This window comes from Fischerella sp. JS2 (assembly GCF_032393985.1).
Lineage (GTDB): Bacteria > Cyanobacteriota > Cyanobacteriia > Cyanobacteriales > Nostocaceae > Fischerella.
This window is the reverse complement of sequence record NZ_CP135918.1, coordinates 1486795-1502922: the sequence shown is the minus strand read 5'-3', so window position 1 is coordinate 1502922 and position 16128 is coordinate 1486795. Positions and strand designations below refer to the sequence as shown.

The 16128-nt window shown below is 40.5% G+C and carries 9 protein-coding genes; 4 read left to right on the top strand and 5 right to left on the bottom strand.

Annotated features, from left to right (window positions below; all coding sequences use genetic code 11):
- Positions 1-172 precede the first annotated feature (172 nt).
- A complete protein-coding gene (locus tag RS893_RS06270; protein WP_315790366.1) occupies positions 173-1078 on the top strand; it encodes a phytanoyl-CoA dioxygenase family protein in 906 nt (301 codons plus the stop codon).
- A 159-nt stretch (positions 1079-1237) separates the two neighbouring features.
- Here RS893_RS06270 and RS893_RS06265 read toward each other — a convergent pair whose 3' ends face one another.
- From RS893_RS06265 to selD, 3 genes are all read right to left on the bottom strand, one after another.
- Positions 1238-2476, bottom strand: coding sequence for a DUF4912 domain-containing protein (locus RS893_RS06265; RefSeq protein WP_315790365.1), 1239 nt, complete (start codon positions 2474-2476; stop codon positions 1238-1240).
- 701 nt (positions 2477-3177) lie between these two features.
- Positions 3178-4110 carry an AEC family transporter gene (locus RS893_RS06260; RefSeq protein ID WP_315790364.1) on the bottom strand — a complete coding sequence of 311 codons (933 nt, stop codon included), beginning with the start codon at positions 4108-4110 and terminating at the stop codon, positions 3178-3180.
- Positions 4111-4225: 115 nt separating this feature from the next.
- Positions 4226-6625 carry a selenide, water dikinase SelD gene (gene selD / locus RS893_RS06255; RefSeq protein ID WP_315790363.1) on the bottom strand — a complete coding sequence of 800 codons (2400 nt, stop codon included), beginning with the start codon at positions 6623-6625 and terminating at the stop codon, positions 4226-4228.
- Between the two features lie 436 nt (positions 6626-7061).
- Between selD and RS893_RS06250 the strand changes: the two genes are divergently transcribed.
- The gene (locus tag RS893_RS06250; protein ID WP_315790362.1) at positions 7062-8495 is read left to right on the top strand and encodes a pentapeptide repeat-containing protein; all 1434 of its coding nucleotides are present in this window, start codon (positions 7062-7064) and stop codon (positions 8493-8495) included.
- A 727-nt stretch (positions 8496-9222) separates the two neighbouring features.
- On the top strand, positions 9223-11184 hold the full coding sequence (locus tag RS893_RS06245) for a right-handed parallel beta-helix repeat-containing protein (protein ID WP_315790361.1): 1962 nt from the start codon (positions 9223-9225) through the stop codon (positions 11182-11184).
- A 360-nt stretch (positions 11185-11544) separates the two neighbouring features.
- Here RS893_RS06245 and RS893_RS06240 read toward each other — a convergent pair whose 3' ends face one another.
- Positions 11545-12297 (bottom strand): thioesterase II family protein, encoded by a 753-nt coding sequence (locus tag RS893_RS06240; protein ID WP_315790360.1) that lies wholly within the window; start codon positions 12295-12297, stop codon positions 11545-11547.
- A gap of 87 nt (positions 12298-12384) precedes the next feature.
- A complete protein-coding gene (locus RS893_RS06235) occupies positions 12385-12531 on the bottom strand; it encodes a hypothetical protein (protein ID WP_315790359.1) in 147 nt (48 codons plus the stop codon).
- A 56-nt stretch (positions 12532-12587) separates the two neighbouring features.
- On the opposite strand from RS893_RS06235, the gene RS893_RS06230 reads away from it, so the two are divergent.
- On the top strand, positions 12588-16103 hold the full coding sequence (locus RS893_RS06230; protein WP_315790358.1) for an NB-ARC domain-containing protein: 3516 nt from the start codon (positions 12588-12590) through the stop codon (positions 16101-16103).
- Positions 16104-16128 lie beyond the last annotated feature (25 nt).

The following is a 16128-nucleotide window of genomic DNA, read 5'->3' as shown; positions in this document are numbered from 1 at the left end:
CTTGCTGTGGGGCAAGATACCTACATAACAAGAGCTTTATTTTATGCATTATTTTAAGTATGCCATGCCAGTATGAATAGATAACGGAAAAAAGTATATATTACTAAATTTTTCCTAAGCGTTTTTTGGCAAGAGGGTGTATGCTACTAGACCTTTTTAGGAGAAATTTTAAATGCAGACTCGACTATGCCAATCATACTATGAAGAAAATGGTTATGTTATTTTTCGTAATTTAATACCTTTCGAGTTAATTAATAATTTACTTGATTTGTATGCTCAACAAATTTTGATATCAAAATATCCATTTTTTAGGCAGAATACTGGTAAATATGAACTTACTCATTTGAATGAGTTTGGTTATGCTACACAGTCTTTTTTAGATATTCATGATTATGAGAAATATCCGAAATTTAGTGATGCTGCAAAAGAAATATTTTGTAGTGAAAAAATTCAAGATGCATTAAGACAGACAACGGGATATGAGTCCTTTAATTTAATGCAAACGATGTTGTTTGACGCAAACACAGAAACACAACCACATCAAGATTGCTGGTATTTAGACACTGTACCCAATGGATATTTAATAGGTATTTGGATAGCCTTAGAAGATATCAACGAAAACGCTGGTCGTTTCTATATACTACCAAAAACAAATAAAAACCTTGATTTTCGTAGTGACAAACCAAATATATCTGTAAGCGAGTGGCTAAAACGAATTAATGAATATGTAAGTATGCATCAACAAGATATTGTAGCTCCTGACTTAAAGAAGGGAGATGTTCTATTTTTTAATTCTAAAACTATTCATGGTTCTTTACCGACTATTAGTTCTCGCTTTTCAAGAAAGTCTTTAACAGCACACTATATTCCCTCTAACTATCAATTTGGTAATCTTTTTATAACAAAAGATTACATTACGTATAAAACTTATAAAGGCGTGCAATTCTATCGAAGTAAACCAGATTTTTCATTAATGAATGATTTAATACTTAGGACGAAAAGTGTTTTTTACAATTCACCTATATTACTTAAAATATTGCGTCAATTATACAGCAAGTTTGGTAGAATTAGAAATTAAACAGAAATAATTACCGAGTTGTTTGAGTCTTCAAACTGTAACAGAACTTTAGTAGGACTTTATAATTGCCTTCGCCTCACATCATCCAACATCAAAAAACCTGTCACAGCTATGCTGTAACAGGAGTAAAGCTAATATTTGATTGTGGCTAACCTTAAATTAACCGAGCCATTCTAAAACCGCTTCTTCCTTAGTGTTGGTATTGCGTGATGGGGTTTCACGATTAAACTTCATATGAATTGAGCGGGTTTGCTCACCATCAGCTGCAACAGCCATGATTGGGTAGTCAATCAAGCCATCTTGGAAGGACATTTGGAAGCGGAATGTACCATCTGGATTTAGCTTGATTGGACGACCGCCAATGGTAACAGTTGCATCAGGTTCAGTAGCACCGTAGACAATTAACTCAGCATCCGCAATTAACCAGAACTTGCGTGGACGCATAGGTACGGCGGAAGCAGAGAAGCCGACACCTGACATACCCACACCAGACATTGTTAAACCAGATACAGTTGGAACTGCCCACATACCTACACCAGAGGGGAAAACGTAGGAACTGATCGCCTGTTCTGGAGTTACTGAACCAGGAACGTGTTGCATGGAACCGAATAGAGAACCAGCAACTCGTTGTGCTTCGACAGATTCTGCCATGCCAAAAATTTGGTCGTAAATAGGATTGCCATTTGCGGCAGCAGCAGCTTTTTTGGCAGGAGGAACCAACTCGTAGAAAGTCTTGCTACGCAAATCTTCTTCAAAGTTGACTGTGATGAAGACATCTTCAATCCAGTCTGATGGATAGACAGGAGGAACGTGGACAGGAGCAGAACGAGCCAAGACTAACCAGCGACCATCTGGACAACGGTAGCCGATATCGATAACATAATCGCGATCGCTCACTGGAACTGGCAAATACCATTCCCGTGCCAGTTCATCGCAGGGATACTCCTGAATGCTGTGGGGACTTTGGTACTCCAAGCTGATGTCGGTAACATCATAAATACGCAGCGCCAGTTGTTGTCCGCCTTGGCGTCGCAATTCTTCTTTATGCTCGTTAGGAACATCCCAATAAGCGTAAGCCCACTGGGGATCTCGAGGCATCAGAACAATGCGGCTTTCACCATAACCATCTGGTAAGTCGCCAATTTCTTCGTCTACATCAACTAGAGTGCCACCAGTGCGATCTTCTTGACCCAATTCAAATTTTGCTGCTTCCACGGTTTCCTGTGCCTCCAATGAGAAAGATTGGCTGGGGGATACTTTGCTGCGCTCGATTTCTTGTATCGCTGCCAACAGCTGCGATTTACGCATTCGGCTATATCGAGAGACACCATAAACGCTTGCTACTTTGCGTAGCTGCCGCAATGTCATCTCTTCTAGCGGTGGTCTTTCTTTTGCCATGAATTTTGGCCTCCAGTCGTTTGAAAGGTTAATAATGTACCCTTATTTATGAATGGATGATTCAAGCCCATCCACCCCAAATTAACTTTTGCTTCTCGACTCCTGTTTTGCCTAAATCAGTTAGGTTTTTAGTGTTTTTTTATATTGCGGGTCACTCCCTTTCAATTTCCTGTTATGCCAAAATCAGCATTTTTTATTTTGGGAGTTGAGGAGTCTTTATGTTAAAAAATACTAACTGTTTACCTCCCCCTGGGATCAAGAGGTTGTCATGCTTGTTTTTAATGTTTCCACGAATTTTTTAGGTATTTGGGGATCTTTATGTCATTATTTTATGACATGTTCACCAAAAGAAAAAGAATTAAGTCAAGCTTTCATGACAAACAGGTGATAAGTTCATCCTATGTCAGCAAAAACATTAGCTTATTGTTATGAAATATTGATAATTAGCTTTTCTAGTTAATTTTTTGTTGAGTTTATTAAAGATGAGCCACTTCCCTACCTCTAGCTTGAAAATAAGGCAGATGGCACAAGGGGTAAGAGTTTTCATATTTGATTGTGCCAAAACTTGGTGTGATTAGCTGACTTGAAAGTAACCTCACCCCCAATCCCCTCTGGTGAACCCGCAAAGAGGGGTGTCCGATAGGACGAGGTGAGGTTTTTTCATGCTTGATGGTGAGACTTTTTCATTGGGACTGCCTTGTTTACCCGAATACCAACATCCATAAAGGCAACATTAAAAGTAGCAACACTGTGGAGATGATAATACTACTGGCGATTAAATCGCGATCAAGATTATATTCCTCTGCCAAAATTAGACCAGCAAAAGCCGAGGGCATACCAGACATCAAGACCATTGCTAAACGGCGATCGCCTGATAATCCCAGTAGCCATGTGGTTACAACGCCAACAAGTAGGGGGATAATGCATACTTTGATAATAGCGGGAACAAAAGCAGGTTTTATACTTTTCCATCCCTGTAATTGTGCTAAACGAATACCAGTAAGCAAGAAGGCACAGGCAATGACAATACTGATAGACCCTTGCAATCCTAATTCAATAATTTTTGGAAACTGGACTTTTTGAGTGAGACTACCAACCATAAAAGCCCACAAACAAGGTACTGTCAGCACCTCACGCAGTTGCATCCACCAGGAATTAGCAACTTTTGATTGACTAAAGTAACTAGCAACCACAACTCCAAAACCGTAGGGACCAATGACATTGTGAGTAATACTGTAAAGTACAGCCCAGCCCAAAACCTCAGAATTAATTAAAAATGGGGCGATCGCTAAACCGACAAAACCAGTATTTCCCAAGACAGCAGCAAGTATAAAACTCGCATAAGTATGAGAATACTCTTTAAATTTCCATAAAATCGGCAACACCACCATTAAGCCCAAAAGTAATGTTCCGACTGTAATGATTGGTACTATTAAGGGCAAGCCTATCTCATGATTAAAATTACCTAATTGGCTTTGACGAGCCAAGGCAAACAGTTCTAGTGGCACACCAATCCAGTAAAGACCCCGACCTAAAATTCGAGGCAGCCATTGTGGTAAAAATCTACATATAAATAGCCCCAGACTTGTCCATAAAATCAGGGGCGTATAAGCATGAAACAGAGTTTCTGTCATAAATATTACTTACAATCCATCAAAAACAAGAGACAGACTCTACCTTTATTAATTTACTCTCATTAACAATAACGAAGAAACAAGCAAGAAGGAAACCGAAAAAATTCGTGTTTGATTAGCTATGTAGACTTACTGGCTGTTTACCCTCCACTTGCTCTGTGACTCCACCGATGATACTACTTTGTTGATAACCTAAACCTTTGAGTGCAGCTAAGCATCTGTCAGCTTTTTCTATGGAGATCGAAGCTAAAAGACCACCAGATGTTTGTGGGTCGAACAACAAAGGATAATTACGGTGATTTTCCCCAAGGTTCAAGTTAAGAATATAACGTGCATTACTTAAATTCTCTGGATGTAGAGAGCTAAAAATTCCTGTTTGTACAGTTTCCCCTGCACCGGTCAAAACTGGGATAGCCTCTAGTTCTAACTCTACCGCCACTTTAGAAGCTTGCACCATCTCCATCAAATGTCCCAGCAAGCCAAAGCCTGTTACATCTGTACAAGCCGTAGCCCCATGCTGTAATAAACATTTAGCCGCAGCTTGATTGGACAACAACATCGACTTTACCGCATCCTCAATCCAGCGGCCTTTAGCTTGGTAACGCATATCAGCAGCGAATAAAGTTCCAGTTCCCACAGCTTTAGTTAAAATCAATACTTGTCCTGGTTGCATTCCACCTTTACGCAGTAACTTATCTGATTCAGCTAAACCATTACAACTTAAGCCAAATCCTAGTTCTGTCCCTTCAGTTGTGTGTCCACCAATCAAAGGTGCTTGTGCTTGATTTAGCACTTTTAGCGCACCAGATAAAAGCTGATACAGAGTTTCTTCGACTTTGGCTGGCGCAGCATAAGGAATAGTAGCTAACGCCAAGGCACTTTGCGGAGTTGCCCCCATTGCAAAAATATCACTCAAGCAATGATTGGCGCTGATTTGGCCAAAAATATAGGGATCATTAATCAAACTAGGAAAAAAATCTATCGTCTGCACCAATAATCGATTAGCTGGCACTTGCATCACAGCCGCGTCATCGGGTGCGTCCAAACCAATGATGATATCTTTTCTATCTTCCCCAAGAGGTTGTTCTAATTTAATACGATGGAGGACTTTATCCAAAATAGTACCACCCACTTTAGAACCACAGCCAGCACAGCGCATCACAGGATTTTGGATTTTGGATTTTGGATTTTGGATTTTGGATTTGATAATTCCTATCCTCTCGCCATCACCCCATCGTCCCTTATCCCCATTGCCCCTTATCCTCACTTCCTTGGGGGAGTGGGGGCCCCGAGTTCCCCATCGTCGCTCCAATCTCTTACTAAACCTTTCCATAAAGCGGCGATCAATCCAGTCTTTCCACTGCCACAGTAAGCGATGAGGAGGTAAAGTCAAGGGGCCACGGGTAGCGATCGCTCTACCATCCCCTGTACCGATTAAACTTAGATATTGTTTCTGTGGGATATAAGGTTTGAGAGGTTTTCCTAGTAGAAATCGCCGCAAGTTCTCAAACAAAGGTTTGCCTTGCCGCACTGCAAACACTCCTGCTTTCGGACGTGGGTGATTGACCATCGTGGCAATATCTCCCGCAGCAAATACGTAAGCATGAGACAAAGATTGCAACGTATCATTTACCAAAATAAAGCCTTGCTCATCAGTTACTAACCCAGCAGCCTTTAACCATTGCGGTGCAGAGGCTTGTGTCACCCAAAAAATGCGATCGCACTCCACCGTCAACCCAGATTCACATCTAACTTTACCTGGTTCGACTTTACATACATTTTCACCTAAATGCAGATGTATACCCCGTTTGATCAAAAGCTGCTTGACTGTACGCTGTACAGACCAATGAGAATTAGGCATTAGTTCTGCATCCCGGTGAAATAAATGAATTTTCAAAACTTCCTGTTTTAGGGTATTATGGTCGATAACTTCTCTTTTCGAGAAAAATGTGAGGGGATATAATTTCGACACCTGATACAAATGAGCTTGCATTGATAACGCTAATTCCACGCCACCAGCCCCTCCTCCTACAATCCCAATACTCAACGGCTTTTGCGGATTGTCAGCTATATCTTCTAGTAGCTGATACCAGTGTTTTAGAAGATTAGACACTGGTTTTGCCCCAATAGCATATTCTGCTGCACCTGGTACAGAAATTGTGGCTGGTGTGCTACCGATATCTATTGACAATAGATCAAATCCTACTTCTGGACGGTCGGCACAAATCACTTTTTTATTTTCTAGGTCAAGACCAACTACTTGGTCAATATACAATTGCGCTTTGGCAAAATTTGTGAGTAGTCGCAAATCAATATGACATTGCTCATGGCTGTAAAATCCGGCAATATGTCCTGGTAACATCCCAGAATAAGGTGTATCAACTCTATCAGTTATTAAAGTTAATCGGATTCCATTAAAAGGTTTCATTCCTAACATGAAGAGAGCTATTGCATGGCTATGACCACCACCAATTAATACTAAATCTTTAGTAACAGGCTGTATATTTTGCTTCATACATAAAGTTGTTGACAGGCGATATTTGGTAATTAATGGTTATATTTTGGTCAATTATTGTAGTCAGAAAATTTTTCTTTCACCACGTAATTATCAAAGTTGGGTAACGTGAAAACCTCATTTTTAAAAGTGATGGATAAAACGGCACATCACCTGATAATGGGAAATTGGTAATCAGTACAATCTTTTCACTTTGTGATTACAAGACTAAAACTTCTACCTATTGAAGTCCTCCCGGTAGCAGGAATGGAGCAAGATGTATAGCTAGATTGTGACACATTGATATAACAATTAATAATCAATAATCAATCACAAACGAATGATTAACCTTGAGATTGCATCTTATGATAGATATTGAAATTTCTTGACAAATGATATACTCTTTTTTTTCAATAATTGTCCGTAATAATTCTGTGTAGTGAGGATTACTATCCATATGTCTGGCAGGAAGACAGACGCATTCAAAAGTTGGCTGATAGCGATCACAATCTTATTTAGCCTATCACCATATGTGATATTCTTTGCAGCTTCACAAGTTGAGGGATTATCAAATGAACAAAAAATAGTTAGCAGAAATCAAGCACTAAACACAACAGCGACTTTATTTGTAGGGTTAGCAGTGATAATTAATGCTTATTATGCAGCCAAGCGTACCAAAGCATTACAAAAAAGTGCGATCGCAGCTGAAAAAAGTAATGAAATAGGCATTCAAAATCTACAACTAGCCCAAGAACGATTAATTACAGAGCGCTTGACAGCAGCAATTACCCAGTTGGGGCATGAACACGTAGCAACGCGGATAGGGGCAATTTATGCCCTAGAAAAAATTGCCCAGGAATCACCAAAACAGTACTGGACAATTATGGAAATCCTAAGTGCATTTGTGCGAGAAAACAGTGGTATTAAGCCAGAACAAGAAAATTCAGTGGAAGAACTAGGCAAAATTACCAAAGTGTCCACAGATTTACAAACAGCCCTCACTGTAATTGGTAGACGCAACTGGGAACAAGACCAGGAAAATCAGCAACTCGACTTAAGGAATACTGATATTAGACGAGTAGACCTATCGAATGCCAACTTGCAACGCCTAGATTTGCGAGGAGCAAACCTGACAAAAGCCAACCTCCAGAAAGCTAACTTATTTGCAGCAAATCTCGAAGGTGCAAAGCTTTGTAGTACGACTTTGTATGAAGCCAATTTGCAATCATGCAATCTCCAAGAAGCTAATCTCTATGGGGCAAACTTAAATCGAGCCAACTTGAGTGGAGCTAACTTGCGATCTGCAAACTTGTCTGGAGCAAGCCTGCGTGCAGCTAACTTCTGCGAAGCTAATCTGTATAAAGCTAATTTGCAATCTTGCAACCTCAAAGTTGCAAACCTCTCTAAAGCCAAGTTATTTCTTGCTAACTTACAGGGTGCAAAGCTCGGTAAAGCTAACTTGCAGGAAACAGGATTAATTGGCGCTAATCTCAAACAGGCTAATCTCAATGGAGCAAATTTGCAACAAGCAAATTTGAATGCAGCCAAACTAGAACACACAGAGATGTTTTTTGCCAACTTGGCTGAAGCTAGTCTGAGAGAAGCCAACCTCTATGGAGCTAATATGATGGGAACCAACCTGCAAAAAGCTATGTTCCATGAAGCTAATCTCTGCGGTGCGAATCTGATGGGAGTAGACTTATTTGGCACAAATTTGTGTGATGTGAAATTGTCGGGAGCAATTCTGACAGGAGTTAAAAACTTACAATCACATCAAATAAGGTTTGCATTGGGCGATCGCACAACTGTTTTACCAGATTATTTAGATATTCCTACACATTGGATGCGCTCAGAACACTCACAAAAATCTGTAGCAGAAGCTGAAACTTGACTTGAACACAATAGTAATTGTGGTGTAGAACTGAAGCATTGTTAATATAAAAAACTCGATTGTTCGAGTACTTAAATTTTCTCAGGGTGCTTTCCAAAATATAAACTGGAATTAATAATACAAGATAGAGATAATATCATATCTGTTTGAGAACTTATACCAATTTTAGATTTTGGATTAAAACCATTGATTAATAGGCTATTCCAGAATCTTGAAGCAAGACTCCCTGTGCCTATTTGGTATGATCATAATCTGTGAAAATTGATAATTGGTAATGGGAAAGAATAATTATCAATTACCAAAAACGTCTATCTACATAACCTTAGACCCAGTTTCAGTGGTCAAAAATTATCTTTTTCACCACAAATGTTAGATTTTGTACTTGACAAAAAGAGATACAAGGGTGTGAAAATGCTATTTTTCATGTGTTCTGGTGTATTCAGATTTTAATTACTAGTTAAACGAGGAAATCCTGTTTACCAAAAATACACGTGAAAAAGAAAACTAGTAGATTACGTCGGAAATCAACACAAAAACTAAAAAATAAGTCAAAGATATAGAATACTTAAGATTTTTGACTTTTGACTTCCACGTAACAGTAATAGGGTGCTGTCTGTGATTCCCATCGTCTCAAACGATGACGCGATCGCTTTCTGAATCACGAATGAGGTGATTCTGTTCAAAACTGTCGGTCTCAAAACACTACATTTCTAAGGGAATTCAAAGCATGGCAATCATTAAAGTTACCAACACCGCAGACAGTGGAAAAGGTTCTTTACGAGCAGCGCTCGACTCTGTCCAAGCAGGAGACACAATCCAGTTTGATTCTAGCCTTGCCAACAAGACTATCACTCTTACTAGTGGAGAACTTGCCATTACCAAAGACATCACTATCGATGGTGCAGGGGCAGAAAATTTAACGATTAGCGGCAATAATGCTACACGAGTATTTTCTGTAAGCAGTTATGTCAATGCTACAGTTAAGAATCTGACGCTCACCAACGGTATGGTGACTGGAAAAGATGGAAGAGGTGGTGCGATCGCAGCTTGGGACTACAGCAACCTTCAGGTAGAAAATTGTAACTTTAACAACAATAGTGCTTGGCAAAACGGAGCCATCTATGTTGGTTACGGTAGTAAAGCAACGGTACTAGGCAGCAATTTTGACAGCAACGATGGCACTCTAGGAGATTCTGGATTTAGCGGTGGAGCGATCGGTACTTATGGTTCCGGTGTGCTTGTTGTTAAAGACTGCGAATTCACCAACAACAAAGGTGTTAATGGTGGAGCAATCTACAACCTGTTAGGTGAAGCAACCGTAGAAAACTCAGTTTTTCTTAACAATAGTGCAATAGGTGACGTTGGTGGTGGTGGATTCTTCTGCGATGGAGGAAACTCAACAGGTCCCGGTTCTACTGTCGGAGGCACAATAGCAATCCGTGGTTGTCAGTTTGAAAACAATTACACCAAAGGAGAGGGTGCTGGAATTTTTTCCTGGGGTTACGGTCCAGACAAAATGATTATCGAAAACAGCAGCATTGTTGGTAACACAGCAGATTTTAATGATAACGGCATAGGTCGTGGAGGTGGACTGCGAATTCACGGCGACCTCACAATGAATAACGTCACCGTTGCCAACAATAAAGCTGCAAAGCAGGGTGGAGGTTTATGGCTAGATGGTTCTATGCCAGCCAACATTACCAACTCTACCTTTTCTGGAAATAAAGCAACAGAAGATGCAGGCGGAGCAATGTTCCTTGGCACTGACGAATCCGTCCCCATTAACATCGTAAATTCCACCATCGTCAATAACGAAGCCGGACGGGCAAATGGGGCATTTTGGTTTTACAGTCCGAAACAGCCAGTCACCCTCACCAACTCGATTGTTGCCTACAACACCGCTAGCGACTTTTCACAAAAACAGGTTGGATATCAACTAAAAGATGGCGGCGGCAATATAGAATATCCAGGGCCAGAGATGGGTAATAAAGTTGTTGCAGGTAGCCAAGTTGTTGATCCTCTTCTTGGACCCCTAGAAAATATTGGAGGGTTTCTCATACACCCCCTTTTACCAGGCAGTCCTGCCATTAACACAGGTGTCACAGTTAGTGGTGTACCCACCACTGACCAACTAGGGAGCGAACGAGATAGTAAACCTGATATTGGGGCATTTGAAGTGGTTGTTACTCCATCTCCCCAGTCCACTCCAGAAGATACTTTAGTGATGGGTGTCACATACTCGGCGCCGGATCAGCAAAATAGCAATACCCAAAACAACACCACCAACAATGTTGAAAGTAGCGATGTATTAAACGGAAGCAATAACAATCATCAGTTAGTTGGTTATAAAGCTAAGGATGTCTTGACTGGTAATTACAGTCACAATCAACCAACACCTGTAACAGACAGCAATGAATTGCTCAACCAATTCATGCCAGCAAAGGGAAATACAACTCAAAATTTTGATTCCCCAAAAAACGGGGTAGACCTCAGAACAATTTTGAGTCAATCCAAACTTTCAGGTTCTAATCTTTTCCAGGAATACATAAAGTCAGAGCCAAAAGGATCAGGAACATCTTTGAGCGTTAACCCGGAAGGTTACTTCAACCTTAATCAGTTTCAGGATCTTTTCACGCTTGACGATGTTACAGTTAGTAGTCAAACCGACAAAAATTCCCTTGGTAAATAAATAACTGATAATTTGACATAGTTTGCGTCAACAAATAGAGGTATAGGCGAACCCCATAGCTTCATTTTAGTCATTTTGGGGCTACTCCTATACTCCTACACCCGTCCCACTGTGGAGCGCAGTCTACTTGTAGGTAAGTCTATTAATTAGTACAAAATTGCATAAATTCATAGCGAAATTCCTGTAGCTAAACTCTGCGTTCCTTTGCGTTCTCCTTTGCGATCCTTTGCGTTTAAAAACACTACAAATTAATACAAACCAACTACTTATTTTTATAACATTTATTTGTTATTTCACACAGCTAAGCTTAGTTAATTTTTCATTCTTGTTTTATAAAACACGAAAGTTATGATCAGGAATTTAAACAATTATTTGCTGAGATATAATCTCTAGCATAGATGAATAAAATAAATGTAAAAAAAAGTGATCCCCAGGGAGCATATGTAACGCAAAAGAAGCGCTTGTTTGCTCCTGCCATGCTTGAATTTCATCATAGCTAACTTCTTGATCTTCCAAACCACCAAAAGCAGTAATAGGACAATATAATGGTGCTTGTTGAGTGTAAATATAAGTTTCTAGTACTGCAAAATCTGCACGTAAGATCGGAAGGAATAATTGCATTAGTTCTTCATTTTCAAGTAAAGCTTGCGGAGTACCATTCAGACGCCGCAATTCTGCCATAAACTCTGCTTCTGGTAAGTTATGAATCGGTGGTTTTGGATTCACAAGTTGGGGTGCGCGGTGAGCTGATACAAACAAATGACTGGGGTTTAGACCATATTGTTTGCGGAGTAGAAGAGCAAGTTCAAAACTCACAAGTCCACCCATACTGTGACCAAAAAAGACAAATGGTTTGTCTAACTTTGGTTTAAGAACATTAGCTAATTCTGTAACTAGAGGATCTAATTTAGTGAATGGAGGTAATTTTATTTGCATTCCTCTACCAGGAAGCTCAATCGCCCAGACTTCTATGATGGCAGGCAGATAATTTGACCAGCGACGAAATATATTAGCACTACCACCAGCGTAGGGAAAACAAAATAACCGGACTTGGGCATCTGGATTAGATTTAGGGCAAATTAACCAAGAATCTAAACTTGAAGTATTTAGCATCTTACTATCATTTTTACTCGTGCTGATACATCTAGCTTACAAAAAATTCGTTTTTAAGTCTTTTTGGTTGAATTTTGACCCATCCTACTATTTGACAACGATTTCTGCATTAGTTAAACCATAGTAGACATAGGGTAAAAGATGATGGCGATCACTTTTGGTATAGTAAACAAAGCAATAACTTTCTAAAAAAAATAAAGCTAATTTATGAACATTCAAGAACGCAGTTTTCATTCAGCTAGAAAGTTAATTGAATTCAAGTTAAGTTAGTACCACTGCATTTTTATTACATGGCTTTACAGAATTGGAGACGCAAGCGCGGAGTTGCACTGACTACTAGAGGTTTACAAAAACTTCAGCAGGCAAAACGTACATCAGAAGCACAGGAAAATTTTGGAAACAGTTATACACTCGAAGAACTGAGTACACGTACTGGGTTATATCCTAGTACAATCTCCAAAGTACTCAATCGCGAAGGAGGAGTTGATAAAAAAACTCTCGAAAAGCTGTTTTTAGTTTTTAACATAAAATTAGATAAAAGTGACTATTTAAGCTCAAATACTCGCCTAGATTGGGGTGATGCAACCCATACATCTGTTTTTTATGGACGTAGACAAGAGATTGCCACTTTAGAGCAATGGATACTCGATGAGCGGTGTCGATTAGTGGCAATATTAGGAATGGGTGGTATTGGTAAAACGACTCTGGCTGTCAAGCTAGCTCAACAGATTCAGGAAGAATTTGAATATGTGATTTGGCGATCGCTCAGAGAAGCTCCACCCATAAAATCCGTCCTCGCAAATCTCATCCAATTTCTCTCTGATGAGCAGGAAACAGAAAGCAATTTACCAGAAAATTTAAGCGAGAGAATATCGCGTCTACTCTATTATTTGCAAAATAATCGCTGTCTGGTTGTACTTGACAATATAGAGCCTATCTTACGTAGCGGTAGTCGAGCTGGACAATACCGAGAAGGATATGAAAGTTACGGTGAGCTTTTGAGATTGTTAGGAGAAGCAACTCACCAAAGTTGTTTGGTCTTAACCAGTCGGGAAAATCCTAAAGAGGTAGCATTACTCAAAGGACAAGAATTACCCGTTCGCTCCTTACAATTAAGGGGTTTGAAAGTTGACGATGCACAGGAAATCTTGAAAGTTAAGGGCCTATCTGCAACAGAGTCAGAATGGCAAGTAATGATTGAACGCTATGCAGGCAATCCATTAGCTTTGAAGATAGTTGCTACGACTATAGAAGATGTCTTTGATGGTAATGTCACAGAATTTTTGCGAGAAAATACTGCTGTTTTTGGAGATATTCGTAGTGTTTTAGACCAGCAATTTGAGCGCTTATCGCATGTAGAAAAAGACATAATGTATTGGCTAGCAATAAATCGTGAACCAATCGCGCTCTGGGAATTGCGAGAAGATATGGTATCGCCAGTACCATCGCAAAAATTATTGGAAGCTCTTGAGTCTTTGCTGAGGCGATCGCTAGTTGAGCAAAGTGCAGCAACTTTTACTCTCCAACCTGTAGTCATGGAATATGTGACTCAGGTATTGATAGAGCAGGTCTGTGAAGAGATTGCTACTGAGAAAATCGAACTTTTTAGATGTCATGCTCTAATGAAGGCAACCGCAAAGGACTATGTGAGGGAGGCTCAAATTCGCCTCATCCTCCAACCAGTCATAGATGGGCTACTGAGTGTCTTTAGAAGCAAAAAGGGCATTGAAAAACAATTAACTAAAATCCTAGCAAGGCTGCGGGAGGAATCTCCGCAAGAACCAGGATATACAGCTGGAAATATTGTTAATCTACTCAAATCTTTGGGAATCGATTTCACTGGCTATGATTTTTCTTACCTAAGTGTTTGGCAAGCAGATCTACGCAAGGTAAATTTACATCATGTAAACTTCCAAAACGCTGATCTAGCAAAATCTGCTTTTTCCGAAACTTTTGGTGGAATTATGTCTGTTGCCTTTAGCCCTGATGGCAAACTCCTAGCCGCAGGCGATAGCAATGGTGAGATTCACCTATGGCGAGTTGCTGATGGTCAACAACTTCTCATCCTCCGAGGACATGCCAACTGGGTTGTTTCCCTTGCCTTCAGCCCTGACAGTAGGACTCTTGCCAGTGGGAGTAGTGACTGTACTGTCAAGCTATGGGATGTCGGTACTGGTCAATGCTTTCACAGTTTGCGGGAGCATGGTAATGAGGTTTGGTCAGTTGCCTTTAGCCCAGAGGGTGGCAAGTTAGTCACCGGCTGTGATGACCAAATCATAAGACTATGGTCTGTTAGGACTGGTGAATGCCTGAAAATTTTTCAGGGACATACAAATTGGGTACTCTCAGTTGCCTTTAGTCTGGATGCTCAGACACTGGTGAGTGGCAGTGACGATAACACAATCAGGTTATGGGATGTTAACAGCGGTGAGTGCCTAAAAATTTTCCAGGGACATAGTGATGGGATACGGTCAATCAGTCTCAGTCCTGACGGTCAAATGCTAGCTAGTAGTAGTGATGACCAGACAATCAGGTTATGGAACCTCAGTACTGGTGAATGCCAAAGAACTTTCTGGGGACATTCCAATCAAATATTTTCAGTTGCCTTCAGTCCCCAAGGTGATTTTCTGGCTAGTGGCAGTCATGACCAGACAGTGAGATTGTGGGATGTCAGTAGTGGTGAATGCCAAAGAATTTTTCAAGGACACTCCAATATAGTATTTTCAGTTGCCTTTAGCCTAGAGGGTGATGTTTTAGCTAGTGGTAGTCGCGATCAGACTGTGAAGTTGTGGCATATTCCCACTAGTCAATGTTTCAAAACTTTCCAAGGACATAGCAATCAAATACTCTCAGTCACCTTCAATCCAGATGGTAAGACGCTGGCAAGTAGTGGTCACGATCAAAAGGTGAGATTGTGGGATACCCACACTGGTCAAACCTTAAAGACTTTCTACGGACACACCAATTGGGTATACTCAGTTGCTTTCAACTCACAAGGCAACATCTTGGGCAGTGGTAGTGGAGATAAAACGGTGAAGTTGTGGGATGTTAGCACTGGTCAATGCCTAAGAACTTGCCAGGGACATAGTGCTGCGGTTTGGTCAGTTTCTTTTAGCCCTGACGGTCAGACACTGGTGAGTGGCAGTGAAGATCAAACAGTTAAGTTATGGAATGTCAGCACAGGTGAAGCTTTGAGGACTCTCCAAGGGCATAATGCTGCGGTTTGGTCAGTTGCGTTCAGTCCTCAAGGGACTGTACTAGCCAGTGGCTCTTTGGATCAGACAGTCAGATTGTGGGATGCTAAAACTGGTAAATGCCTCAGAACCTTGGAGGGACATACGAGTTGGGCTTGGGCAGTTGCTTTTAGTCCAGATGGTGAACTTTTGGCGAGTACCAGTACAGATCGAACCTTAAGATTATGGAGTGCCTGTACAGGTGAATGCTTTAAAGTTTTGCAGGTGGATACGGGTTGGCTACTATCAGTTGCCTTTAGTTCGGACAAACGAATGCTAGCAACTAGCAGTCAAGATCACACAATCAAGTTGTGGAATATTAACACTGGTGAATGTTTTAAAACTTTGGCTGGACACTCGGCTTGGGTTTGGTCAGTCGCCTTTTGTCCGGACAATCAAACCTTAGTTAGTGGTAGTGAAGATGAGACTATTAGACTTTGGAATGTTAGAACTGGCGAATGTTTAAAGATTTTGAAAGCCGAAAAACCCTATGAGCGTTTAAATCTCACAGGGGTTACTGGTATAACAGAAGCAACCAGAGCAACATTGAAAGCTTTGGGGGCAGTTGATTAAACCTCTGTCCCACTCTAGCTCTGTG